Source organism: Leptolyngbya sp. PL-A3, from assembly GCF_039962325.1.
Lineage (GTDB): Bacteria > Cyanobacteriota > Cyanobacteriia > Elainellales > Elainellaceae > Vacuolonema.
In genome coordinates, this window is record NZ_JAMPLB010000006.1 from 61740 (window position 1) to 87390 (window position 25651).

At 47.6% G+C, this 25651-nt stretch carries 17 protein-coding genes; 7 read left to right on the forward strand and 10 right to left on the reverse strand.

The annotated features are described in order from the left end of the window. Positions 1 to 589 precede the first annotated feature (589 nt). The 4 genes from NDI52_RS07045 to NDI52_RS07060 form a co-directional block, all read right to left on the reverse strand. Entirely contained in the window at positions 590 to 1777 is a 1188-nt protein-coding gene (locus tag NDI52_RS07045) for a hybrid sensor histidine kinase/response regulator (RefSeq protein ID WP_190774267.1), read from the reverse strand. Between the two features lie 182 nt (positions 1778 to 1959). Then, a complete protein-coding gene (locus tag NDI52_RS07050) occupies positions 1960 to 3231 on the reverse strand; it encodes a hybrid sensor histidine kinase/response regulator (RefSeq protein ID WP_190774266.1) in 1272 nt (423 codons plus the stop codon). 150 nt (positions 3232 to 3381) lie between these two features. Further along, positions 3382 to 3813 (reverse strand): response regulator, encoded by a 432-nt coding sequence (locus NDI52_RS07055; RefSeq protein ID WP_190774265.1) that lies wholly within the window; start codon positions 3811 to 3813, stop codon positions 3382 to 3384. Positions 3814 to 4123: 310 nt separating this feature from the next. After that, positions 4124 to 5770 (reverse strand): PAS domain S-box protein, encoded by a 1647-nt coding sequence (locus NDI52_RS07060; RefSeq protein ID WP_190774264.1) that lies wholly within the window; start codon positions 5768 to 5770, stop codon positions 4124 to 4126. Between the two features lie 324 nt (positions 5771 to 6094). Here NDI52_RS07060 and NDI52_RS07065 point away from each other — a divergent pair, with 324 nt between their 5' ends. From NDI52_RS07065 to NDI52_RS07075, 3 genes are all read left to right on the forward strand, one after another. After that, entirely contained in the window at positions 6095 to 6805 is a 711-nt protein-coding gene (locus NDI52_RS07065; RefSeq protein WP_190774263.1) for a response regulator transcription factor, read from the forward strand. A 1056-nt stretch (positions 6806 to 7861) separates the two neighbouring features. Continuing rightward, on the forward strand, positions 7862 to 10981 hold the full coding sequence (locus NDI52_RS07070) for an MFS transporter (RefSeq protein WP_190774262.1): 3120 nt from the start codon (positions 7862 to 7864) through the stop codon (positions 10979 to 10981). Between the two features lie 291 nt (positions 10982 to 11272). Beyond that, positions 11273 to 12925, forward strand: a complete 1653-nt coding sequence (locus tag NDI52_RS07075) for an alpha-amylase family glycosyl hydrolase (protein ID WP_190774261.1) — start codon at positions 11273 to 11275, stop codon at positions 12923 to 12925. Between the two features lie 855 nt (positions 12926 to 13780). Here NDI52_RS07075 and NDI52_RS07080 read toward each other — a convergent pair. Beyond that, entirely contained in the window at positions 13781 to 14152 is a 372-nt protein-coding gene (locus NDI52_RS07080) for a hypothetical protein (RefSeq protein ID WP_190774260.1), read from the reverse strand. 64 nt (positions 14153 to 14216) lie between these two features. Then, positions 14217 to 14651, reverse strand: coding sequence for a hypothetical protein (locus tag NDI52_RS07085; protein WP_190774259.1), 435 nt, complete (start codon positions 14649 to 14651; stop codon positions 14217 to 14219). Positions 14652 to 15195: 544 nt separating this feature from the next. Between NDI52_RS07085 and NDI52_RS07090 the strand changes: the two genes are divergently transcribed. Together NDI52_RS07090 and NDI52_RS07095 are read left to right on the forward strand one after the other, a co-directional pair. Then, positions 15196 to 15687 carry a tryptophan-rich sensory protein gene (locus NDI52_RS07090; protein ID WP_190774258.1) on the forward strand — a complete coding sequence of 164 codons (492 nt, stop codon included), beginning with the start codon at positions 15196 to 15198 and terminating at the stop codon, positions 15685 to 15687. Positions 15688 to 15781: 94 nt separating this feature from the next. After that, positions 15782 to 16741, forward strand: coding sequence for a YegS/Rv2252/BmrU family lipid kinase (locus NDI52_RS07095; RefSeq protein WP_190774257.1), 960 nt, complete (start codon positions 15782 to 15784; stop codon positions 16739 to 16741). A gap of 478 nt (positions 16742 to 17219) precedes the next feature. Here the strand turns inward: NDI52_RS07095 and NDI52_RS07100 are convergent, their stop codons facing one another. Further along, positions 17220 to 17948, reverse strand: a complete 729-nt coding sequence (locus NDI52_RS07100) for a DUF2993 domain-containing protein (protein ID WP_190774256.1) — start codon at positions 17946 to 17948, stop codon at positions 17220 to 17222. A 443-nt stretch (positions 17949 to 18391) separates the two neighbouring features. Here NDI52_RS07100 and NDI52_RS07105 point away from each other — a divergent pair, with 443 nt between their 5' ends. Both NDI52_RS07105 and NDI52_RS07110 read left to right on the forward strand, forming a co-directional pair. Continuing rightward, entirely contained in the window at positions 18392 to 19753 is a 1362-nt protein-coding gene (locus NDI52_RS07105) for a cytosine permease (RefSeq protein WP_190774255.1), read from the forward strand. 56 nt (positions 19754 to 19809) lie between these two features. Beyond that, entirely contained in the window at positions 19810 to 20784 is a 975-nt protein-coding gene (locus NDI52_RS07110; RefSeq protein WP_190774254.1) for an isopenicillin N synthase family oxygenase, read from the forward strand. Positions 20785 to 20791: 7 nt separating this feature from the next. On the opposite strand, the gene NDI52_RS07115 is transcribed toward NDI52_RS07110, so the two are convergent. The 3 genes from NDI52_RS07115 to NDI52_RS07125 form a co-directional block, all read right to left on the reverse strand. After that, positions 20792 to 21916 carry a DNA topoisomerase IB gene (locus NDI52_RS07115; protein WP_348256333.1) on the reverse strand — a complete coding sequence of 375 codons (1125 nt, stop codon included), beginning with the start codon at positions 21914 to 21916 and terminating at the stop codon, positions 20792 to 20794. 309 nt (positions 21917 to 22225) lie between these two features. Further along, the gene (locus tag NDI52_RS07120) at positions 22226 to 23662 is read right to left on the reverse strand and encodes an MFS transporter (RefSeq protein WP_242045981.1); all 1437 of its coding nucleotides are present in this window, start codon (positions 23660 to 23662) and stop codon (positions 22226 to 22228) included. A 346-nt stretch (positions 23663 to 24008) separates the two neighbouring features. Further along, positions 24009 to 25646 carry a DHA2 family efflux MFS transporter permease subunit gene (locus NDI52_RS07125; protein ID WP_190774707.1) on the reverse strand — a complete coding sequence of 546 codons (1638 nt, stop codon included), beginning with the start codon at positions 25644 to 25646 and terminating at the stop codon, positions 24009 to 24011. Between the last annotated feature and the right edge of the window lie 5 nt (positions 25647 to 25651).

Genomic DNA, 25651 nt, shown 5'->3' on the forward strand with positions numbered 1-25651 from the left:
CGCTAAAACTTATGCCATTAGTTCAGGCCGTTTTTCCTAACAGGTATAGCCCTACATACTGGGAACCAGGAACTTTACCTCTGAAAAGCCTCACTCCACAGAGCTTTTCAAAAATAAACTGTCCTAACCAACCTGAGTTCGGGTTAAGGGCGTTTTCGAGTGCCGCGCAACGCGCGGCACTCGAAAACGCTCATTTTGGCGTGCGCTTTGCGCACGCCAAAATGAGCACTGCAGCTTATCCCGAACTGAGGTTAACCACATCGAATAAGGCAAGGGTCCGTAAAAGCCATTTTCTCGTGTGTTTACGCATGAGAAAATGGTCTCATTACATCAGAAATTATTGTATTACAGCGCTTTGCGCTTGCATCAGCCACCGTTGTTTTTGTGAAAGCCGCGCGGAGTGCGGCTCTCACAAAAACAACCAGATTTTAAGCGCTTGAAAAGCGCTGTAGGCTCAAGGGTCAGCAATTTTAAAGTCGAGAGTTCGCGCCTATAGGACACGAACTCTCGACTTTAAAGCTCGAAAAACATTCACCTAGAGCAAGCGTTTTTCGGGCTGGCTTCTAAAATGAAGATTGCAGTTCAAGGGCTATTGTTTTTGTAAATTGTAAGGAGATGTCGGAAGATATAGCGTAAACGTGCTGCCTTTCCCTGGAGTCGAATCGACCGTGATGGTGCCACCGTGAGACGTCACAATACGATGGGCCAAGTGAAGACCTAGACCACTTCCCGCTCGCATATTTGTTCCTTGCCGGAACCAGGCAAAAATTTGCGGTTGATCCTCAGGGGCAATGCCAACACCACTATCTTTTACTTCCATACTAATCCAGGGGCCGCCGAAGTTTTGAATGCCGGCTTCAACCGCCAGTGGAGGGGGGGAAGGATGTTTTTCAAGGCGAAGATGTACAAACCCTTCGTCCGTAAATTTGATAGCATTACCAATCAAATTGGTTAATACACGCCGTAGCTCTAAAGCATCTCCCTGTACTTGGAAGTCACTTCTTTGGGAGTCCAAGATACCGTCATCGTCACACAACCTACAATCCAAGTTCTTATCAACGGCTAGAATCTGGAGTTCTTTTAGTACTGCTTCAGTTAAATCCGCAAAATTAAAGGTTGAATAGGTAAGATTCTTTTTACCCGCCTCGTGGCGGTAAACTTCGAGCAACGTGTTAACCATGTCTAACAGGTTCTTGTTGCTTAGCATCACGTTGGCGATCGCCTCATTAGCCTCCTGGGCGATTTCTCCAAACGCATGATTGCGGCAAAAATCAAGAACCCGGTTAGCCGCCACCAGGGGAGTTCGTAAATCGTGGGTTAAACGGGCAACAAAATCATCCCGCTGGCGAATCATGTGATTCTGGGAATCCATACTCTGCTTCAGGCGTAGCAGAGAGCGTACCCGTGCTCGCAGTTCATTCACATCAAAGGGTTTGCGAATGAAATCATCAGCCCCTGCATCCAAACCTTCTACAACGCTAGATTGGTCGTGGGCCGTAATGAGCAAAATCGGAATGTAAGGCAGTTTGGTATTCTCACGAATGATGCGAGTAACGGTGTAGCCGTCCATCTCGGGCATCATGACATCGAGGAGAATCAGGTCGGGGCAGAGCTGCGTCACGATGTCGAGGGCCGCCTTCCCACTTTCCAAGCATGTCAGCATATAGCTTGGCTCGTCCAAAATGGCCTCGATCAAGAATAAATTATCTGGTTGATCGTCGACGACCAGAACATTTTTTGTATCGATTTTTTGGTCAATCAGATTGGATAAGGACATTGCTAAGGGGGTATTAAAAGAATCTTGTGTAATTATATCGGTACCCAGCTCAACTACTTAAAGGGATTTGATACGAGTTCCTTACAATTCTAGCGGATGGTTCTTTCGAAAGACTTGATTTTAGCTGTTTTTTGCTTTTCAGGAAATTAGTCTTTTTACAAGAATGAGCTGAATAGACCACATTAATAGACATGAGTAGAATAGGCTTCCGGAAAGGAATGTGGCATCTCTATTTTTTCATCTTCGGGTACACCATCTTCCGCAATGCGCCGAGGAAAATTTACCCGAAAAACTGAGCCAACATTCAGTTGGCTTTCAACAGAAATTGTCCCTCCCATCATACGAATTAGAGCGTCGGTGATAGCTAAGCCTAAACCTGTACCAGGATAGTTCCTCCGAATACTCTGATCTACCTGACGAAAAGCATCAAAAATATAGGGTAATTGTTCTGCCGCTATGCCAATTCCCGTGTCTGTAACCTGAATCTCAATTTGGTCTGCTCCCAGGGCCATAACACTGACGCGAACTGTACCTGCTTCGGTAAATTTAATAGCATTTGAGATTAAGTTCAGAAGTACCTGATATAACCGTTGCCGGTCATTCCAGACCATTGGGTTATCTAGATTCATCTGAAATTGAAGCTCTAAGTTTTTCTTCTTAGCTGAGGGTTTTAGTTTTTCTATTAAAGTAAAAATTAAATATTCTAAATTGAAGTGCGTCGGTTGAAGGTTTAACTTACGAGATTCAATGTTGGAGAAATCAAGAATATCATTAACCAGATTCAACAAATGTTCCCCATTGGCAAAGATGCGCCTGACCATCTTATGCTGATAGTCGTCAAGCGTGTCTTTGGACTGAAGAATTTGGGAGAAACCCAAAATAGCATTTAGAGGAGTTCGCAACTCATGAGACATAGTTGCCAAAAATTCTGACTTCAATCGATATGCTTCAATCAGCTGCAAGTTCTGCTGAGCAATTTTCTCACGCTGTTGCTCTAACTCTTGATTTTGAGCCAGTAGCAATGCATTACTTCGGCCAAGCTCTTCATGAGCCTCTGCAGCCCGTTGTTCTGCTTGAAAAATCCGAAGAGAATTATGAAGCATGCGAGATAATATCTCTGGTGAAACCCGCGCTTTAGAGAGATAATCTGATGCGCCTGCCTTCATCACTTCTACAGCGACCTGCTCATCCCCCTGTCCCGTTAATACAATAATGGGAATCGTAACCATGGCCTTTCGCAGTTTCTTGATGAGGGCAAGCCCGTCCATATCAGGAAGACGATAATCCATCAAAATCCAGGTATAATTTCCCTTTTTTACAGCCTCAACAGCAGCATTGGCAGTTGTTGTTTCAGTGATCTCAACATGAAACTTGAGCTTACAAAGAGTTCGACGAATCGCCATTCGATCCACTTCGTCATCATCTACGATTAGGACGTGCAAATCTTCATTCATGACTTAAAGTCAATCCCTTCTTCGTAGCTTTTCAAACTTAAATTTGTAAACCGATAGTAGGAACTTTATAGAGAAGCAATATCAATACCTGCTGGGATCAAGTATGGCAATATTATAAAGTTCGACACCAAGAATATATTCAAGAAAAAATTAGGGCATTTCGCAAAGAGCCCAATATTTATTTAGAGCCACCATCACTTCCACGAAACTCCCAAAGGTTACAGGTTTAAGGATGTAACCAGCAACATTAAAGCGGTAAGCCTCAACTCGATCTTTGTCTTCGCCAGAAGTTGTTAGAACAACGACTGGGGTGAAGGCCAGTTCAGGGGTTTGTCTCAGTTCGGTCAGAAACTCGATGCCATTCATCTTAGGCATATTGAGATCCAGAAGAATGAGACGCCGTGTATCTGGAATTGTTGGCGCTTGACCATTGATTCCACGGAGCATATCCAGTGCTTCTAGACCATTACGGGCTACATAGAGAGGATTAGCAATTTTGTTTTTGCTAAACGCCCGCTTGATATTCATAATGTCAACTTCATCATCTTCTACCAATAAAATATTGGTTAATTTTTCCTCCATCCGCTAAGTACTCCATTAATTTTCGTGCTAGGAAGACCCTAAAAAGGATGTTTAAGGAGCCCAACTGAAGACCTCTCCACAGGCTGTACCCGTGAAAAATAACTTTTTGGCCCCCTTTACCCACGCAATACAGACCCGCAGTGGACTTCTACGGGTTACTCTGCTTTATCTTAGTTAAATTTCCTACACTTCTGGTTCTCTCCTTGGAAGTAACTCTAAGAGAATGATTGGAAGTCTTTGTAAAAAGTTTGTTTGTATAAATGCCCAATCTACAACTAGATGTTCGAACGCCTTCAACTGTTTCGGTTAATCAACCAGAGTCTTTGGGCCAGGTGAACCGAAACGTTGCTCCTTTCCCAAAGTCTGACTCTAGTGTTATTTTGCCGCCCTCTGCTTCTATGATTTTTTTAACAACAGCTAATCCAATTCCCGTGCTCTCCATTTCATCACGAGATTTGAGAGTTTGAAAGATGGTAAAGACTTTTTCGTGATATTGAGGAGCAATACCAGGTCCGTCATCCGCGACGGAGAACTCATAGAAGGTGCCACGATCGCCACAACTAACCCATACATGCCCTTCTTTTCTATTGTGATGTTTGACAGCATTATTGATCAGATTTGAAAACACCTGCTGAATGGCTGCTTGGTTGGTGTTTAACACGGGCATTTCTGTTAGTAACTCTACCTGAAAGCCAGAAGGAAGATCTAAAGAATCAACAATCTCTGAAATAAGTTGTTGTACCTTAACCGGAACAATCGAAGCCTTTTGCCGCCCTACCCGGGAGTACTGCAACAAGCCGTTAATTAAAGCTTCCATCCGGTGAACTCGCCCCCGTAGAAGGGCTAATTGATGAAGGTTTTCCTCAGGAAGTTCAAACTGGCTCGTTAGGTCTTCCTCAATCCACTCGGAAAGGTTGGCGATCGCCCGCAAAGGAGCTTTCAAATCATGAGACGCTGCATAAGCGAATTGATCCAGCTCACTGTTACGCTTTTCTAACAAGGTAGCTGTTTGGGCCAGAATCACATTTAGATCTGTCAATTCCTTCGCCCGCTGCTGAAGCTGTTGCTCTGTTAGTTTGCGTACACGAATATCTTCAATCACTGCAATGAAACAAGCAATCGTTCCTTCATCGGTATACTCCTTTGAAGCGGTTGCTAATGTCCAGATGGGTTCTCCGGATTTATGTAAATACCGCTTCTCAAAGGAACAGGTTTCGAGCTCTCCGGTTAGTAGTTTCTGATAGTAGGCTTGATCCAGCTCATAGTCATCAGGATAAGTCAGCTCCTGAAAGGTGCGTTGGCGCAGCTCCTCCTGGGTGTAACCAAGCAGATCACAGAGTTTCTGATTAACCTGTACCCAATGCCCTTCCAGAGTTAAGCGGGCCATCCCGACTGCTGCCTGTTCAAAGATGGCACGGAATTCCCGTTCTCGTGCTTGCAGATCCAGTAATGCCTGTTGCTTTTGCTGATTAGCCGCTTCCAAAGCTGCCGTACGCTCGGCAACTCGTTGTTCCAACTCAGTATTCAATCTCTGGACATTCTCGTTTACCTCTCTAGAAAGGGCTATGTCCTTTTCCCATTGCTCCTGCGCGTTGCCTTCCGGAAAAATGGCAAGGGCTAAAGGGCGGCGAGTCAAGATAAACGCTGTGTAAAAGGCAATTAGAGCCGTTAGAAACTCAGCCAAGGTAAGTGACCAGGCTGGCCACTCTGGCGCCTTTACGCGCAATCCATAGGCCGTTCCACAGGCAAGAAAGAGAAGGCCCAATAGTAAAAGTAGGGGACGGAGTGAACTCTGATTTGAGCGCCGAGCATCCCGCAATAGAGCGATCGCCAGCCCATAGAAAGAGAGGGTAATCACCCCATCAACAACCTGTAACCCTGACCAATCTGCCATCCAAAAGCTGTATCCACCGGAAATGAGGAGATTTGATGAGATCAGCGTGTAAGGGTGTTCCACAGATAACCTGCCTTAACAACGGACACTGTTCACCCCGAGGAGATAGCCCTATACTTATCATTACAGACCGTAAAGTTATAGGCCCATAAAGCATTGCTTCAGATGCTTCGAGCAATGATAGGGTAATGGTTTCCCATTGAAATAAACCTTTGGGCGGATGGCTTCTACCCGAAGATAGGTATATTAGGTAATTAGGAGTATTTCATTGGGTACGTGAGCTATTCCTGTATTTGAGACATAATTTCGAAACGATGTCATCCATGGGGCTAGGCATTGTACCGGTTTAGTTACTAGAAAAGGTTACTGACGTAGTAGAGGTTACTAATGGCTATTCGCATTGCCTTAATCGAAGATCATAACCTGACTCGTATGGGATTAAAGGCAGCACTTCAACAACAGCCAGACATGGAATTTGTTGGGGAAGCTGCGACGGGTCAGAGCGGGTTACAGTTACTGAAAAGCCAGCAGCCCGATGTTGCCATTGTGGATATTGGGCTACCTGATATTGATGGTATTGAATTAATTCGTCAATTTCGAGCATCCCAGGTAGATGACGAAACGGTAGAAACCAAAATTCTCATGCTGACCATGCATGATTCGGAAGAAGCTGTACTGGCTGCTTTTGCCGCGGGTGCCGATTCCTATTGCATGAAGCAAACCGACCTGAGTGATCTGATGATCGCAGTGCGGGAGACCAATGAAGGTAACTCGTGGATTGACCCAGCGATCGCCAGCGTCGTGTTACGTCAGGTCCGCCAGCCCTCTCTCGTCAGTGGAGCCACTATTTCTAAGGTGAGCATTGACGCAGTAGAACCTGAGTATGCTCAAATCATCGAAACCTATCCCCTAACTGAGCGGGAATTGGAGATTCTAGAGCTGATTGTTGCGGGTGGTAGCAATGCCGATATTGCTGACAAGCTTTACATCACGGTAGGAACCGTTAAGACCCACGTTCGAAATATTCTGAACAAGCTGGGAGCAAACGATCGCACCCAAGCAGCCGTTCGTGCTCTGCGTTCCGGTCTGGTAACTTGAGCATCTTGTTCACTCAAACTGTTTTAGCCAGTTCTTTTAAATCACTTTAAAAGAAACGATTCGGCTCTTTCCGAGTACTGTTCTGGGGCCAGGTTTTCTAACCTGACCCCATTGTTTTTTCGTTTTTTGTTGGGGTGCTTTGTCCAAGGGTATCCCCGGCAAAAAACGAAATTCTCCTGAGCTACTAAGGGACGAGAGAGGGATGGGACAAAGCACCACGCCCTTTCTCGTCCCTTCAGCGTTTTGCGCTTGAATCAGCCACGGTTATTTTTGTGAGGGCTACGCTCCGCGCGGCTCTCACAAAAATAACCAGATTTTAAGTGTTTGAAAAGCGCTGTATTAGCTTGGAAAGGGGTATAAGGATGAATCAGTTAAGTAGTTCAGCTCAACTAAACATAAGAGCCAAATGGTTGCGTCGCCTGCCCCGTGGGCGGCACAACCTTACCCTAGCAAAGCGAAGCGGCCTGACACCTCCCATGGGGGAGGGCCTGGGGGACAGGCAGCCGTCCCTCCAGGCTAAGTTTTGGGGCGACGCGCCCAACCAGATCTAGGCAAGCATCTGAGCTTATGTCAGTGCCGTCCGAGTACATAGCAAATAATCTGAGATCGGACGAAAGGAATTTTGGCACACAAAGTATCTTCAAAAGAAGGCGCTTCTATCTGCACCAAACGACGATCAGCCTACTTTTTTTGAGGTCAATACAATACTTGGTCTTAAAAAACTTTATAAATAAAGTTTATGAAAAGAAGAAATGTGGTTATTTTAGGCAGTTTCTACCCTAAAGAGCATTGCCATTATTTTATTTAAGCTAAAAAAACCATTTATCAACGCTGATTTCTGTCCAAGAGACTATTCACAATAGCTTTTACCGGAAGGCGTATGCCCACAGCCAGATGAAAAAATAGTAATGAAACGCTTTGATAAGCTCAACAGATCGTGTGAATTCATTAACTGAAATCAGCCAGAATTTGCAAGATTAAGTTGCGGGTTCTATCCCCACATAGAGCCTGATGCACGTATGTCTGTTATTGTGCACAGATTTCTTAGGAAAAATCATGATCAGCTCTATTGAATTACTGGCGCTTCTTCCAAGTGCGCCGATTACCCATTTAATCGCTCAATTAGCGGACCCAGGAATCGATACGCCAGAAGAGGCTGCTTTGGTTTTTTCGGGTCCTCAGTTTTTTATTGCTGTTCTGTCGGGGTTGGTGCTGGCCTTCGGGTTTCAGCTCCTGCTTACAAACCTTTCCGTTGCTACTGGAATTTCCTATGTGGGGCGTTCCCATTCCAGTTCCAGTTCCAGCTCCAGTTCCTCGGGCGGAATGGGTATCCGCAAAATCAGTGCTGCTTTTGGTCTCTGGACACTGATCACTGTTAGTCTGGCTCTATTTTTTGCTTGCCTACTGGCAGTGAAGCTGAGCCTCTACAACAGCTCATTGCTGGGTGCCATTACAGGCTTGGTTATTTGGGGTACCTATTTCTCACTGCTGCTCTGGGTTAGCTCTACAACAGTGGGTTCGTTGATTGGATCGGTTGTACGATCGGCGACTTCCAGTTTTCAAACTCTTATGGGAAGTGCTACTGCAGCTCTGGGTGCACGGGCTGCCAGCAATCAGATTATTGAAACCGCTGAAGCAACCGTCGCAGCAGTACGGCGTGAGTTAATGTCCGGAGTTGATCCCTCTGACTTTAAAGAAACCCTGCGTGACTACCTATCTGGCATTCGTTCTCCTGAACTAAACGCCGACGACGTCTCGCAGGAATTTGAACGGATGCTGCGGGAATCTGACGTGTTAGCGAGCGCGAGTGATGACATCATCAACCAGATCGATCGCGATACATTCCGCCGTCTCGTTTCTAACCGTACTGACTTGTCGCCTCGGGAAACCGATCGCATTGCCGATCGCCTTTACCGTAGTTGGCGCTCTGCTCTGGGTCGCCAAAACAAGAGCGGGGTTACTGACCTGGTGGACTACTTGCGCACGGCTCACCCAGAAGAAGTTATTTCAGAACGTCTGGATCGTCGTCTTCAAGAGTTTCTGGACGAATATCGCAAACACAATAATGCAACCTCTCAACCTGCCGCAGGAAGCCAGGGGGGAGGAGGTAACCCTCTCGCCCAGGGCATGAACACCCTGCTGGGTGTGTTGATGGGCCGTGCCGACTTGAGTGATCTGGATCTGCAAAAGATCACCGATCGCCTCAAATCTGCCCAATCTGAAGTAACCAAGCAAGTGGACAATCTGCGGAGCCAAACCTCAGGCTCGTCGGATTACAGCGTGGTTAAAGCGGATGTCGAAAACTACCTGTACACCACCTATCCCTGGCAATTGCAATCAGAACGTCTGGAAACGGAATTCCGGGAAGTTATTTATGACACTCAGGCCAGCCCTGAGAGTTTGATTCGGGAATTGCAGAAGCTTAACCGCACCTACTTTGCTGAACTGCTTTCCTCTCGTGGGCTGATGACTCCCGACGAAGTTCGCCAAACGGCGGATACTCTGGAGCGTGTACGGCAGCGGGTATTGACCGAGGTGGTGGATGTTTACCGCCTGGAGGCTGCCAAGGAATTGCAGGAGCGCACCGACACCTTCTTGCAACTGACCCCCCGGGAAGAGCTGGTTTCGGATGTTGGTTCTCGCGCCTTCCGATCTATTCTGGAAGACCCAAGTGCGAGTGTTGAAGAGCTACGCGATCGCTTCTCCCCCTTCAGTCAAGACTTCCTCTTTGTAACCTTGAGCCGACGCCCTGACTTGACCGAGTTAGAAGCTCGTCAAATTGCTCAGCAATTGGATCAGGTCAGAGCACAAGTGCTGGCTGACCATCAGGGGGCTTACCAGGCGGCAAAGACCCAACTGGATAACCAGTGGACGGGTTTGCAGAACTACTTGCGGAACACCGGCAAAGCTGAACTGAATCCCGAAAGCATCAAGGCTGAATTGCAAACGTTGTTGCGTGACCCGTCAGCGGGAGCACATCAACTCCAGAACCGCGCTTCGCACTTCGATCGCGATACTCTGGTGCAACTGCTGAGCCAGCGGCCAGACGTTTCAGAATACGAGGCAAACCACATTGTGGATCAGGTGGAATCGACCTGGTACTCCATCGTGCATGCGCCTGCCAACCTTAGCGCTGGAGCTCGTAGCAACTATGAAAATGCAACCCATGTGATCGCTGATTATCTGCGTCGCACTGGGAAGCCTGAACTCAACCCGGCCGGTATTCAACGCGACTTACAGATGCTGCTCAGCAATCCCAAAGTAGGTGCGCGAGCGATGCGCGAGCGTCTCTCTCAAATGGATCGCGATACTCTGGTGCAGCTGTTGAGCCAGCGGGAAGATTTATCGGAAGCGGATGTGAATCGCATCATTGATGACGTTCAAGAATCCATTCACAAGGTGTTACGTGCCCCGCAGCGGTTAGCTCGCCGCACCCAATCCAAGGTGATGTCGTTCGAGCGTGCCCTGGAAGAGTACCTGCGGAACACCAACAAGACCGAGCTGAATCCTGATGGCATCAAGCGTGACTTGCAACTGTTGCTGCAAGATCCTCGCCTGGGTAGCCAGCAATTGCAAAATCGCCTATCTCAAATCGATCGCTCGACCCTGGTGGCACTCTTATCGCAACGCAAGGATATGAGTCAGGAAGAAGCGGAATCACTGATCAATCAGGTGTTGTCGGTGCGCGACCAGATGATGTCGCAAATCCGTGGGGTACAGGATCAGATTCAGGGGGCGATCGCCGGCATCCTGGCGAAAATCCGCGACTACCTCAACTCCCTGGAACGCCCCGAGCTGAACTACAACGGCATCCGTCAGGACCTCCGCAAGCTATTTGACGACCCTCAAGCTGGATTGGATGCCCTGCGTGGCCGTCTCTCCCAGTTCGACCGAGGGACTCTGGTAGCTCTGCTCAGCTCTCACAATGCCATCTCTGAAGCAGATGCAAACCGCTTGATCGATCAAATTGAGGATGTGCGGGACTCTGCCATCCGCAAGGCTGAGCGTATCGAGCAGCAGGTAGAAAGCCGCATCCGCGACCTGAAGATGCAAGCGCAACATCAGGTTGAGGAAACTCGCAAAACCGCAGAAGCCGCCGCCTGGTGGCTGTTCGGAACGGCCACGGTCTCGGCGATCGTTTCGGCCATTGCGGGTGGCTTAGCAGCGGCTGGCTAAACCCAAAGGCCCCGATTTTTTGTAGATAAAACCTACAAAAAATCTACCTCTAAACGCTACCAAAACCTTTATCTCCCCCTGTATCCGCTAAATACAGGGGGAGATTTTATATCTAAGGCAAGACGCCAGGCTCAACAATTTAAGCGATAAATATAGTAGTCAAAAAAGTTGTCTATCAATTAGGGTTTGCTTGAAAAGTTCCGAATTAGGATGAACTTTTTATTTTGTCTTAAATGAAGAGTTAGCTTTCACCCATTCTCTAATAATTTCAATTCAGAAAAGGATCTAGATATGAGTAAGATTGAATTTGCTTTATTCGCGCCTTACAACGAGAAGGCGAGTCTTATGGGCACCTTTTCTGACTGGAAAGAAATTCCCATGAAAAAGGATAAGGATGGCTTTTTCCGAGCCTCCGTCGATCTTAAGGACGGTAGCTATCAATATAAATACAAAATACAGTCGAAAAGCTGGTTTTTTGAGCCAGATCAGTGGGTCGAAGTGACCGACCCTTACGCTACAGAAATTGTTGATGACGAGACGCAAAACAGCGTTGTTTACATTAAAGATGGCGATCGAATTCTTGATACTTATGTTTGGCAAAATGACCAGCACCCCCTGCCAGCAGACCACGAATTAGTCATTTATGAAATGCATGTGGGTGACTTCTCTGGGGGTGAAAATGATCCCTTTGAGCGGGGCCAGTTTGTTCATGTAATTGAGAAGCTTGATTACCTGTGTGAACTGGGTGTGAACGCAATTGAACTGATGCCGGTGAAAGAATACCCGGGTGAACACAGTTGGGGTTATAGCCCACGTTATTTCTTCGCAACAGAATCTAGCTATGGCACAACGGCTGATCTCAAGCGATTGATTGATGAATGTCACGGACATGGTATCCGGGTCATCATGGACGGGGTTTATAACCACTCAGAAGCCAGTTCACCGCTGACCCAGATCGACCACGATTACTGGTACCATCATTCTCCCCGTGACCCCGATAACAGCTGGGGGCCCGAGTTCAACTATGAATTCTACGACGAGAGCTTAGAGACATACCCGGCTCGACGATTTATTGGTGATACTGTCCGGTTCTGGGTTGAGAACTTTCATCTGGATGGCATTCGCTATGATGCGGCCCGCCAGATTGCCAATTACGACTTCATGAATTGGATCGTTGAGGAAACGAAGCAAACCGCTGGGGCGAAACCTTTCATTAACATTGCTGAGCACATTCCAGATACGCCAGATATCACCAATGTCGACGGTCCAATGGATAGCTGCTGGCATGATTCCTTCTACCACACGATGCTGGCCCATCTGTGTGGGGAGCGGTTCGATCTAGAGGAATTAGAGGCAGTCATCGATGCCAAGCGGCGAGGTTATCTGGGGCCTACTAATGTTGTGAACTACCTCAGTAACCATGACCACAATCGCTTAATGGTGGAGTTGGGCGATCGCGAGATTTTCGACGATGAAGCGTTTCGCCGATTGCGCCTCGGTATGGCAATTCTCTTCACCGCTGTTGGCATTCCCATGATCTGGATGGGAGCTGAGTTTGGGGAGTATAAACCCAAAACCATGGAGAAAGCCAAGCTCGATTGGAATCTGCTGAAGAATGACCTGAACCGAAATCACTTTGAGTTTGTCAAAGGGTTGACTCGCCTTCGCCGCGAGAATCATGCACTCCACACCGCTAACATTGACTTCTTTCACGAAAACCCTGAGATGAAGATCTTTGCCTATGGTCGCTGGAATGACGAAGGCTCTCGCGTCGTTGTTGTGGTCAACTTCTCAGACCAATATATCGCTGATTACACGTTAACTGACTTCCCAGAAGATGGAACGTGGCATGAGTGGACGTATGACTATGATGTAGAGGTGAGCGATCGCACCCTCACCACTAATTTAGCCGAATACGAAGCCAAAATTTTCGTCTGGCACTAATTAGCTGCTTTCAGTTAATTGCCGTTTCTTAAAGACACGGCAATCAACATTGAACCAGCATCTAAAGTTCAGGATGGTTGGGCTATCAGGAGTGATGAAAATCATTCCTGATTTTTTTGAAGATCGCACTGGGCGAGTTGATTCAGTACAGAAGGTAGTGTGTGGCGTCACGCCATATACTACCTTCTGTACTGAATCAACTTGGATACCGTTATATAGCCTTACGTAATTTCATTAGCCTTAGTAATTAGCTCATCTCACTAACCAAACCTAAAGTGCTGTACCGCCCGCTTAGCAGGCGGCATAGCACTTCAGGTCTGATAGACAAGGTTTTACTAAACATTAGTTCGGACAGTTTTTCTGAAACCCTTGATTTTGCGTGCGCTTCGCGCACGCAAAATCAAGGGTTTCAGAAAAACTGTCCAGAGTATTGACTAAAGAATATAAGTTTATTGAAGAAACCAGCATCTCTAGCAGATTTCTTCAATATGAGGGACTCTAAATTAAATTCGACTAAATACAGTAGAGTTATCCAGAAACTACTTTTATTTAAGTAATTTTTAGGGCTTTCTTATGAAGAAGAATCCGTATAGTATTCTTTATCGGATATGTATCAGTATTTTACTACTTATGGGGATTTTCGTCGGAGGTAGCCTGCTATTACAGATTCGAGATAATCAAAATAACCCTGAGCTCCGAAATCCAGTTAGATCGGATAGTCAATAGGTGGATAAAATCAACCTTTTCAAATAGGCCTAGGACTGGCGCTCCTGAAATATAACGAAACAGCCGCAGCTTATATTAAGAGCCGCGGCTATTTGCATTAGTAGGTGTGATTCACTGAAGAATTAGCGATTAGCGATCGCGCAACACTTTCTCCAGGGTCTTCTCAGCGGAATCTTCTGCCGTTTGGCGAGACTGCACTCGACTACCCTTCCGCTTTACATCAGAGCTAGAGTACCCATCCTTACCCTTCTCGATGTTCTCTTGCTTGCGAGAGAACAGACCACCGCCAGAGGGACCTTCGGGCTCAGAGGTTCTGCGAATGCCTTCGTTGTTGCTAGACCGTCTTTCAAGTTGAGGTACTTCAGTTGGAGCCCGATCTCGGGGGCTTTCCATGGCGAGTACTGGGAGAGCAACGCCCAACAGTACAACGCCGCAAACGATCGCCGCTACCAGAGAGCGAACAATCTGAAATTTGGATTGAAATACTTGAAAAACCTTCATAGTTTGCTCCTGTGAAACCAATCTAAATAAACAATGAACTGCGTTTAGAGAACCTTGAGTCAAATTATTCGAAAAGATCGCGAACGGAATCTTTTACAGAATCAGCAAAGCCTCCAACATTGCTCCGGGCATCATCTGCCTTACTTTCAACAGCAGTCTTTGCTCGATTGAACTGCCGTCCTGCCTCGTCCTGGGAACGCTGTGCTTGGTTCGCCGTCCGGTCAACACCCCGAGGAAGTTCTGTTAGGCCGGGTTCATCATGCCCGTAGTCACCATTAACTCGTCCAGGAATACGCTGGTTAGGTTGATCACCAAAAACCCCTTCGACTTGTTCCTTCAAACGATCTTTAGCTAATTCACCGGTGCCAGGAGCATCAGAAGTAGAAGGCAACGCCATGGCTTTCAAGGGAGCGCCAACAACCAGTGCCACCGCTAGAACTACTGCAATAAAGGTACGGCAGGTATTGATAAAAATCTCTGTCATTCTTTTGAGTTTCATTGTGAATCTCCTTATCAGTTTGCGTATCGACAAATGTGACAACGCACTGTCCAATATTCACAGAATTGCTCAGCTATTATCTCGCTCTAGGGTTAGATTCAGTAGCCATAAAACTAGGACGATGCACTCTATCTAAAGTTATAAGTATTAGGCTTCTAATGGTCAGTTCGAATCAATTTAAGTTTGTCATAAAACCGTTGTTTTTCCCTTTGTAGCAACGAAAAACGATGATTCTTCTGTAAGGTAAAAACCTCTATTCAGTAGGAGGATTTCGTAGCACTTCACAGTAAAAACAAGGGGAATAGCGATTTTTTAGTATATAGGTGGTTAGAACGAAACATCAAAGCCGATGTTGAATGGAGTTGAGCGACTGAGTATATCGATAGGTCAGGAGATTGTAATACTGGAGCGTGATTCTAAAAAGGAAAAGGTTTTATATCTTTATGCTTTGGGGGTGAATTTGAGACACCGTATTAGGTAAGCTCTGGTTTATTTCTATCAAACTCTCATAAGCATAATTTTTAACGAGGATGCGATCGCTACCATGGACGATTTTCTGGCTTCTTTAGAACCCTGGATGGGAATTGGAGCAACAACTTTTTTGGTGGCGATGGGTGCAAATGTTCTTCGCCCTAGAGATATCAAATGGTTTCGGCAGCTAAGGCGTCCTCGCTGGCTTACCTTTGAAAAGCTAATTCCGCTAATCTGGACTATTGTGTTTGTCTGTGGAGCATGGTCTGCTTACATTGTCTGGAAGCATGATCCAGGGACTTCCCAAACCTGGGCATGGATGGCATTCTATTTGCTTCTAGAAATTGTAACCGTTACTTTCTCCCCAGCGTTGCTTTGGTCGCGCAGCTTGAAACTAGGAACCTTTATTGGAGGAACAGGATTTGTAATTGCTTTGATTTTAGCGATCGCCGTCCTATCCGTCTCGGTATGGGCTTCGTTGTTGCTACTGCCCTACCTTCTCTGGAGTCCCATTGGTACTTACACCACCTGGAAAATGAAACAACTTAACCCTGGAGATGCTTGAGCTCTTGCCTATCAAAAAGGTGAATCACGTTTTGTCTAGAACTTGAAACGAGAGCTTTCCAATTCTACTATCAATATCGTAAGGAGTTGGAACGATGGCCCATCGCTCCGCCTGTTTAATTTTTAATCCCATTTCTGGTTCAGGTAATCCTGAACAGGACCTTGAGCGGATTCAGGCTCTTCTCAGTCCTCAGATTGATTTGACAGTTCTGGAATTTAGTGAAGACAAAGATATTTGTGATTTGGCAGAAGAGGCGATCGCCAGTCAATGTGACATCATTATTGCCTCGGGAGGCGATGGTACCCTCAATGGTGTCGCATCAGCTTTGATTGACCACGATATTCCCCTGGGAATTATCCCGCGAGGCACGGCAAACGCCTTTGCGTCTGCAATGGGAATTCCTGATAATTTAGACGCCGCTTGTGAAGCGATTCTCCAAGGGAATACCAAGCAAGTTGATCTCGCTCGATGCAACGATAAGCCAATGGTTCTGCTGGCTGGTGTAGGCCTGGAAGCCGCCGCCATTGAACGAACAGATACAGAAAAGAAAAGCCGCTTTGGTTTGTTGGCCTACGTTTTATCAGGCATTCAAGAGCTGACACACTTAAAGCGTTTTCAAACGGAAATTGTCACGGAAGATAGTGTTATTAATGTTGATGCTTCGTCTGTTATCGTGGCAAATGCGGCACCACCGACTTCGATTCTTGCTCAGGGCCCTGCCGGGTTACTAGCCGATGACGGTTTGCTGGATATCACAATTGTGGCTACAGAAGGTATAGCAGATACCCTTGCTGCCTCCTATCAGCTCTTTCAGTCAGCCCTTCGAGGCAAAGCGGCCCAGCATCCAAACATTGGCTATTTGAGGGCGAGAACGGTCAAGATTTCAACAGATCCACCACAAACAGTAGCGTTAGATGGCGAACTACTGGGTGAAACACCTATAGAGATTGAATGTCTTCCCAAAGCTTTGACGCTAATTGTTCCATCGGCTCCAGATGACGAAGCTGAAAAACGGTTAGAGCACATGGCGGACTTAAATATCCAACCCCGTTGATATAGCCAGCAATTCTCAGTATGGGCATCAAAGCCAAGAGTTCACGCCCTACGGGCGTGAACTCTTGGCTTTGATGCCCGAAAACCGCGCGCCTTTAGCGCGCGGTTTTCGGGCCTGATTTCAAAATGAGAATTGCTGTGATATAGCAGCGATCGCCAATCTTATTAGTGGTAGGTCGTTTCCCATAAAAACCAAAATGTTATCCCGTTAGCTTTGCTGACGGGATAACATTTTGGTTTTTATGTTTATCAAAGCCTAAACAGGAGAAGTACAGTGTGAAACACTGTACTTCTCCTGTCTGGATAGGAAGAGAGGTTATAAACCTAAATTCATCCTTGCTGCCAATTGCTTCGTATTAATAGCAGTTTTTTCATGTGCGAGGCTCATGAAAAAACAATTTTTACGGAGCTTAAGCAACGGGAATTTGAATCGATGACAGGCTAACGCTAACCTGCACGATTCAGCGGTGTGTCCTACATTAGGTAGGAATTTTATCAACTTGAGCCTCAGCTTCTAGGAGCAGGCGGTTAGACTGTACATCCAAATGCCGCAGTCGCAGAACCATACCGTCCAGTTCGAAATTTCGCAGATCGAGCAGTTCTCTGGCTTCTGCTAACAGGGCATCGGTCAATTCAGGTGATAGCTCCTGCCCGGCTTCGTACTGCACGTCCTCCAACACAACTTGCTGCCCGTTTGCTTCCATACGAGGAACGGCAGTGAAAGCGGTTTGTTTGGTTTCTCCAGTACTCCGCAGTACCACGTCGGTTTTGATGGCGACCTTGCATTCTCCCGGTAGACCAAACTCAACCCTCTGAGTGTCCACGGTGACGCGCTCGCCATTCACATGCACATCCAGATTCTGCAATTTTTCCTGAATGAACTGAGAGTTGAATGCTCGGTTAATGTCCGCTTCAGTCAGCGTAACCTGCACTGTAGCATTCGTAGGATGAGACAACTCGATTTGACCAAAGGCTGCTTTCAGAGGGTTAACGGCAACGTTGCCCGTTTTGACCTGCATTTCCTCTACCCGCAGGTCCTTCTGCATGACCATGCCTTTGCCTTCGATTTCGACAGACTCCACTTCCCCAGACATGAGTTTCATGGGGTCGCTTTCGACATCTACTTTCAGGTCTTCCACTTCATCCAGTTGGCTACTAATGCCTACTTCTACCACTTTGTTTAATGCTTGCTTTCCCAAATCAGGCATGGAGCTGCTTCCATCTCAATCGAACTTACCTCGTTAAATCTAAAACATTCCTATATAAGGGAGTATCTATAGGCTGGTAGAGAGCGATTAGCGAAAACGTCTACCCTGAGAGATCACAGCTATCTACATCAACAAGACTTACACATTCTTATTACATCTAGTGTGCTTACACACTCACCATAAATTCTCTAGATATAGCAACTTTATCTAAACCTTATTGATCTCAGATTTGATGTTGAAAAGGTGCTACACGGGTTAGGTAAACTCTACGCTAAAGGGGGTCTACTGGTCTTGACAAAGTCGGGAAAATCCTTCTAACTATATGAAATACAAACGATGCATGCGGATTTGTAAGTACTGTTTGCTGTTTCTACGCTAGGAAACCCCCTTTCCATCGTCAGAGTGGGCAAACGATTTCATCCTACACATAGTCCCACTTCTCTATGACAATTCGAGTTGAACGGGTTGATCTCAGCCTGGTGGAGCAGGGTGTTCATCCAGAGGAACAGACACTGCCCCTCTGGCATTTGTTTTGGAGTTCCTTTACACCGAACTTAATTGTTTCTACCTGGATTTGTGGACTGCTTCTGCCAAGCTTGGGGCTTGATCTCAGACATGGCCTGGTTGCGGTTGTAATTGGTAACTTAGTAGGTTGTTTGCTACCCGGTATTGCCGCCATAAGCGGCCCAAGTAGCCGATTAACCCAGATCGAAAGCAGCCGATTTGCAATGGGTAAAGCGGGAAGCCGATTCGTTGCCTTTTTCAATTGGGCAAGCTGCACGGGTTGGGATGCGGTCAATAACGTGCCGGCTGCTTTGGCGATCGCAACCATTGCTCAATTTGCAGGCCTATCCATCCCATTCTGGTTGGCCTTAGCCGTTTGTGCACTGTGTGAAGCGGTAGTCAGCACCTATGGGCATGATCTGGTACAGGGAGTGAACCGTTATATTGGCTATTTTCTCCTGGTGGCCTTTGCCGTTCTGGGATGGCTCTCTAACGCTCAGGGCAGCATCAGCCTACCCGAAACCCATCCGGTGAGTGCTATGAGCTTGATTGCCGGAATTGTCCTGATTGGCAGTATTGGGGTTGCCTGGACGCCGTATGCATCTGATTATTCGCGCTATTTGCCCGCCACGACTTCTCCAGTCGCGATCGCCACAACCGTAACCCTGGGGTTTAGCCTATCCGGAATCCTCTGTACAGGTTTGGGCTTGCTGCTGGCCTCGACGATTACAGATATCTCCGCTCAAGGGCTGATTGCTCGGGTAGCTGAATTGGGAGGTGGCGCTGCAGTGTTACCCTTGCTGGCGATCGCGCTTTCCAGTATTGCCAGTAATTCCCTCAACGATAACTCGGCGTCTTACTGCCTGATGACAATGCGGCCGTTTGGCATTCGAGTGAATCGGGTCTGGGCTGGGGTAGCGACGGGTGCGTTGGGGTACTTGATGGCCGTGATCGGTGCCGGAAAGTACACCACCATGTACAGCAACTTCATCTACTTTGCTGCTTGTTGGACAACAATTTGGGCTGCCATTATCATTGTGCACTGGTTTAGCTGGGGAAAAGAGGGGCTAGAGCGCTACTCTCTGGGGTGGGCCGCTGGAGCAACTCTATTTATGGGGACGATGGTTGCTAGCATTCTCTTATTCGGTTCCAGCGCTCTTTACGTTAGCCCCGTTGCACGATGGACAGGCATCGACTTTAGTTACCTTGTAGGGGGTGCGATCGCTGCTATAATCTATGCCCTCATGTGTCGTTCTCAACGGCGTAAGAGCCGATTGACGGCTCAAACAGACATGAGTTGATAGGTGCGGCTTTTTGACTGTCTGTATATTAATCCAGCATTTCGCTGGAATGTTCTATGGAAACATTGACTTGCATCCCAACCTTACCTGATCCCACAGTTGATAAAGTTGAATTCGCGCAGCAGCTTCATAAGGCGTTAGCAGCGGTGGGATCAGCTTATATTCCTGTGTCTTCTGTGCTGGAAGAGAAAAGTTTACTCAACAAGCTGAAGACGCTTTTTGAACTGAGTGAGTTACAGAAACGAACACTGGCACAACGGCTCATGTCCCCCTGGCAGGGCGTGTTTTTGCCGTTGGGAGAAGAACAGTTAGCAGATCAGCAGGAGGACTATAAAGAAGTACTGGACCTTAATTTGGAAAAGGGAACCTATGCTCGCTGGGTAAAACGACGCAAAGCTCAGCAGAGTCAGCATGTTGCAGTAAATGAGGTGGACGTTAACGCCTTAATGCAAGAGGCTCAACCGCTTTATGAAATTTTTGAGATGTTCCAAACCCAGGCAAACTACGTCTTGGCGGCGCTTGAAATGGCGTATGCTCAGCCCGAGGGAAGCCTGGTTGGCAAACATGGCAAGAATAGTACCTTGAGGTTACTGCACTATCCTCCAGCTGCGCATTTAGCTCCAGGTGCTATTCGTTTGGGTGCTCATCAGGATTATTCCGGTATTACGTTGCTGTGGCAGGATGCAACCGGAGGGTTAGAGATTTTGACCCCAGCAAATGAATGGGTTGCGGTTAATATCCCACCGGGATGTATTGGTGTCATTGTGGGTGAAGTGATGCAGTATTGGAGTGACGGCACCTTGCACAGTGCTCCCCATCGTGTTCGCGTCGCCAATACTCAACAACTGCAAAATGCTCGATATTCGATCGCTTTTTTCTGTGAAACCAATAGCGATTGCATCGTTTATCCAGGTTCTTTACGGCGCTTAGCCGATGCCTACCCTTTAACTCATCCAGCCGATGAGCCAATTGTAGTTGAACAGTTTTTGACCCACAAGTATGACCAGATTATGGAGAAAGTAAATTTTTAAGTTCTGTTCACAAATTGACTTTACTTTGCTCTAAAGTCCGTTTGATCTGCTGCTCCAAAATGGCAACGACGGCGAGTTCTTCCGACCGCAATGCACAGGCATCCTCGATGGCGATCGCGCTGTGTTTCTCCATGACCTCGCCCAAAATCTGTTCCTCATAGGCTTCTAAAATGGCCGGATGGACGTAGTACTTGCGGCAGGTAGCAGGACGATTGCCCAATTGAGAGGAAACAGTTTTGATGGCCTGAGTAATTGCTTTTTTGACGGCGGTTTTTGACATGCTTGCTTCCATTACCGCCAGTTCAGCTGCGGCAAGGACGGTTCCAGCCCAGGTGCGGAAATCCTTCGCCGTAAAGTCTTCTCCGGCGATCGTCCGCAGATACTCATTCACATCAGACGAACCAATAGTCTGCTGTTCACCGTTTTCGTCCACGTATTGGAACAGCTCCTGCCCTGGCAAATCCTGGCACTGCTTCACAATTTTCGCCAGCCGCCGATCCGAGAGCTGAATGTCATGCTCGACACCACTCTTGCCCCGGAACCGAAAACAGATTTTAGAGCCTGTAATATCAACGTGCTCATCTTGCATCGTTGTCAGACCATAGGATTCATTGGTCCGCGCATATTCTTCATTACCAACACGAATTTGTGTCAGCTCCATCAGGCGTACAACAGCCGCTAACACCTTCTCTTTGGGTAAGCCACGACGTGATAAATCCTGATCTACCTGACGACGAATAGCAGGTAGTGCCTGACTGAATATAATCATGCGGGTGAACTTCGTCTGATCCCGAATGACGCGCCATTGAGGATGGTAGCGGTATTGCTTGCGCCCTTTGGCATCCCGCCCTGTCGCCTGGAGGTGCCCGTCAGGTAATGGACAGATCCATACGTCCTTATAGGCAGGGGGAATAGCTAAAGATTGAATACGTTGAATTTCTTCGGGGTCCTGAATTTCCTTACCGTCAGGACGGATATAAACAAATTCTTCACCCCGTTGTTCACGCCGAATACCGGGGCGATCGTCTGAGATATAACGGAGCCCTATCGCCTTAGCCGCTTCGGCGGGGTCGGAAACAATGGTCGCTTGAATATGTTTCTGGATTGAACGTTGGCGAACTTTAGTTGGCATAAACAATAGGGCTCAGCAATCAGCAGTTTGTAGGGAGATTTTGCTTTCTTACCGCTACTGTAACGAGTCCTAACAATCCCTCACTCTATAAAGATGAATAGATACAGCACTTTCCAATCTGGTGAGATACGAGAGATAAATGTGGGACGAAGCTCTACATTTATTTCTCGTATCTCACCAGATTGGAGGTTATCAGTACCTCAACATTAAAGAGGTTTCTGCATAAGAATTTCTCCAGGATGTTGGTGTTTTGCCCGCTTCGCGGGCAAAACACCAACATCCTGGAGATTTCGGCCTGATGCACCACCCCTATTTCGAGGGTTGCGATCGCCATAGAAAAAACACAATAGTGGCGGCGATCGCCAGCATTCCCGCAGCTAACCGAAATGTACTCTGTACCCCGGCAACCAACGCTTCAGGGGGAGCATTCGTCACCATGGGTGTTGCCGCTTGAGCCAGTACAACCCCAGCAAAAATCGCCCCTAACAGCGGAACCCCCGTTGTCTGCCCAAGGGTACGACTGAGAGACAGTAAACCCGATGCGACCCCAAGCCGATCGCTGGGAACAGAGCCCAGAATGGCACTGTTATTGGGAGACTGAAACATTCCCAAACCGATACCAAAGGGAGCAATTCGTACAATGTAATCCAGATCCGTCATTTGGGAATTGAAGGTGCTGATGCAGAGACAACCAATCACCATTAACACCAGGCCAATCAAACTGATAATGCGAGTACCAAAGCGATCCGATAAATTTCCTGAAAAGGGAGCCACAATGCCTCCCAGGATGGGCGAAACAGCTAACAACAGTCCGGCATGCTGGGTTGGATAGTGCAGCACCAATTCTAGAAAAAACGGAATGATAAAGATAGTGCCTGCAATAACAATGAAGACCAGAACACCCGTTAGCAAACTGAGGCTAAACTGGCTATTTCTAAACAACGATAAATCTAGTAGAGGCGAAGAACTGTGGGCTTGTTGCCAGAGAAAGAGCGCGAGACCGAGGAGGGCGATCGCCAACAATCCCAATGTCACAGGATGACCAAACCCTTCATCCTGACCATGGGTCATCCCTAAGGAGAAAGCCGTCAGAGCACTCGTCATCACCACCAAGCCAAACCAATCAAATCGCTGCTGCTGTGATCGATAGGAGCTTTGAGGTACATTACGAGCGACGACAAAGCTGGCAAAAATCCCAATAGGAACATTTACTAAAAAGATCATCTGCCAACCAAAGGCTGCAATGATTAAGCCCCCAACCGTTGGCCCCAAAGCAATTCCCAGGGATACGACCGCTCCAATAATACCCAACGCCCGTCCTCGCTCCGAGCCAGGAAATGCCTCCGTCACCAGGGCGGCTCCCAAGGCAGAAATCATCACCGCTCCCATCCCTTGCAAGGCCCGGAAAGCAATTAGCCAGTGCACCCCTGGTGATAATCCGCACAGAAGTGAACTGATAGTAAAAACGATTAATCCACCCAGATACAATCGCTTTTTGCCGACCATATCGCCCCACCGGGCAGCTCCCAGTACCAGGGCTGTCACTACTAATAGGTAACTCAGCACGATCCACTGAATGGTGGCAAAAGTTGTCTGGAAGATTTGCACCAGAGTTGGCAGAGCAATGTTAACGATACTGGTATCCAGAGTGAACATCAGGACGCCCAAGCCAACGCCCAGCATCACCCACCATTTTGTAGCAGAGGATTGGGGCGTTGGCGACTCAGAAGGATGTTGAACGCTCATGGGCGTAGTGATGAGGCTAGTAGTGATGAGGTTAAATGGCCTAGATCATTAACCGTGTAGACGATGTATCTAGCAAGCACCTATTGATGGATTTTTACTGTTCTTTCAAGAATTTTTGGTGGGTCGGCAACTCGCCGAGAATTCTTAAATTTAATTTTTAAATGTCGGATACTTCATTGGTGTTTTTCTGAAACCCTTGATTTTGCGTGCGCGAAGCGCACGCAAAATCAAGGGTTTCAGAAAAACTGTCCAGAGTATTGATACCTGACACTTAAAATTTGAAAGAGTTCCAGGGCTAATCGGCATTAAAAGACCCGCGACATGAAGCTTTTAATGTCTTTAAGTATTAATGAGCAGCAGGAGCTTTTGCTCCTGCTCCACCTTTACCCAGAAACACAAGCAACGGGAGAGAGCAGATAAAAACGATGCCAACAAAGCGGAAGATATCGGCGTAGGAGAGCACAGCGGCTTGGGTATTGACCAGTTGGGAAAGGGAAGCAAGCGCCTGTTGCTTAGCTGTCACCACATCTGCCCCTCGGCTTTGAAACAGGCTCGTGAGAGAGGCGAGTCGCTGGCTAGTTTCAGGATCGTAAGCAGTCAGTTTTGATAGCAGAATGGCTCGGTGAAAGGCTTCTCGTTGGGTCAGTAGAGTAGTCAAAATAGCGATGCCGACACTACCGCCCAGCTGTCGGGTCAGGTTATAGAAGCCTGATCCAGCTGAAATATCTTCCATAGGAAGCCCTCCCAACGTTGCCAAGCTCAGGGGTAGAAACATCAACACCGTGACAGCTCCCCGCCAGACTAACGGCCAAAACAGTTCGTCAGTTCCAGTCTGGGGAGTAATGCTGGACAGACTAAACATGACGATAGCCGACCCGATCGCCCCCATCCCAATGAGTAAACGGGCATCAATTTTGGTCGACAGCTTACCCAATATCACCATCATGATGGCAGAGGCCAGAGCACCGGGAGCCAGAAGCCATCCTGTTTGAGTAGCTGAAAAGCCCAATACACTCTGGGCAAATAACGGCACAGCAAATAAGGCTCCATATAAGCCCAAACCCAAAATACCGGAATAAATGCTTCCTGCGGCTAAAGACCTATGACGTAGAACTCGCAAGTCAACTGCTGGAGTTCGGATGCGGAGTTCTTGCCAAACAAACAGGAGGAGGCCAACGACGGCGGCGATCGCCATCAAAGTAATAAACCCTGATTCAAACCAATCCTCTTTTTCCCCTTCCTCTAGCAGGGTTTGCAAGCAACCAATCCCAATACAAAGCAACGCAATACCTGTCCAATCCACGCGGGATGTTTGTCGGGATGCTTGTTTAGGTGGGTCAGGACGGAGAAAGGCGATCGCCATCACCACCGCCAAAATTCCAATGGGCAGGTTGATAAAGAAAATCCATCGCCAGCCCAGGGTATCGGTGAGATAGCCCCCTAAAGTTGGCCCAATAGCAGGCCCCGCAATCACCCCCACCCCAAATACCGACTGGGCCATGCCCTGTTCTGATGGGGGAAAGGTTTCAAACAGAATAGCCTGCGCTTTTGCCAACAAGCCCCCGCCGCAAAGTCCCTGGAGGATACGAGCAATAACCAACATGGGCAGGTTCGCCGATAAACCGCAAAGCACCGAGGCGGCCGTAAACCCAATCATGGAAAAGACAAAATATCGCTTTTTACCGAACGCATCTCCTAACCAGGCAGAGAGGGGAATCAGGACAACGTTGGCGATCGCATACCCCGTCACAACCCAGCCAATCTCGGTCACAGTAGCCCCTAAGGTTGCCTGCATGTCAGTTAGGGCCACGTTTACAATGCTGGTGTCAATTACCTCCAGAATGGCTCCGAGGGCAGCCGTGAGGGCGATCGCCCATTTCAACGGCCCATATACATACCCATTAGCATCCTGGTTAGAGGGTGGAGAAGGCGGCGATCGTCTGGGGCGATGCGATCGCGCAGATGGATGAGAGGTACTGGACATAGTCA

What these genes read in the sequence shown, in the direction of transcription:
- NDI52_RS07085 (WP_190774259.1), bottom strand. Translation starts at nt 14,651, where the DNA reads ATGAAACTCAAAAGAATGACAGAGATTTTTATCAATACCTGCCGTACC.
- NDI52_RS07090 (WP_190774258.1), top strand. Translation starts at nt 15,196, where the DNA reads ATGGACGATTTTCTGGCTTCTTTAGAACCCTGGATGGGAATTGGAGCA.
- NDI52_RS07070 (WP_190774262.1), top strand. Translation starts at nt 7,862, where the DNA reads ATGATCAGCTCTATTGAATTACTGGCGCTTCTTCCAAGTGCGCCGATT.
- NDI52_RS07065 (WP_190774263.1), top strand. Translation starts at nt 6,095, where the DNA reads ATGGCTATTCGCATTGCCTTAATCGAAGATCATAACCTGACTCGTATG.
- NDI52_RS07050 (WP_190774266.1), bottom strand. Translation starts at nt 3,231, where the DNA reads ATGAATGAAGATTTGCACGTCCTAATCGTAGATGATGACGAAGTGGAT.
- NDI52_RS07105 (WP_190774255.1), top strand. Translation starts at nt 18,392, where the DNA reads ATGACAATTCGAGTTGAACGGGTTGATCTCAGCCTGGTGGAGCAGGGT.
- NDI52_RS07110 (WP_190774254.1), top strand. Translation starts at nt 19,810, where the DNA reads ATGGAAACATTGACTTGCATCCCAACCTTACCTGATCCCACAGTTGAT.
- NDI52_RS07100 (WP_190774256.1), bottom strand. Translation starts at nt 17,948, where the DNA reads ATGCCTGATTTGGGAAAGCAAGCATTAAACAAAGTGGTAGAAGTAGGC.
- NDI52_RS07080 (WP_190774260.1), bottom strand. Translation starts at nt 14,152, where the DNA reads ATGAAGGTTTTTCAAGTATTTCAATCCAAATTTCAGATTGTTCGCTCT.
- NDI52_RS07095 (WP_190774257.1), top strand. Translation starts at nt 15,782, where the DNA reads ATGGCCCATCGCTCCGCCTGTTTAATTTTTAATCCCATTTCTGGTTCA.
- NDI52_RS07075 (WP_190774261.1), top strand. Translation starts at nt 11,273, where the DNA reads ATGAGTAAGATTGAATTTGCTTTATTCGCGCCTTACAACGAGAAGGCG.
- NDI52_RS07045 (WP_190774267.1), bottom strand. Translation starts at nt 1,777, where the DNA reads ATGTCCTTATCCAATCTGATTGACCAAAAAATCGATACAAAAAATGTT.
- NDI52_RS07120 (WP_242045981.1), bottom strand. Translation starts at nt 23,662, where the DNA reads ATGAGCGTTCAACATCCTTCTGAGTCGCCAACGCCCCAATCCTCTGCT.
- NDI52_RS07115 (WP_348256333.1), bottom strand. Translation starts at nt 21,916, where the DNA reads ATGCCAACTAAAGTTCGCCAACGTTCAATCCAGAAACATATTCAAGCG.
- NDI52_RS07055 (WP_190774265.1), bottom strand. Translation starts at nt 3,813, where the DNA reads ATGGAGGAAAAATTAACCAATATTTTATTGGTAGAAGATGATGAAGTT.
- NDI52_RS07125 (WP_190774707.1), bottom strand. Translation starts at nt 25,646, where the DNA reads ATGTCCAGTACCTCTCATCCATCTGCGCGATCGCATCGCCCCAGACGA.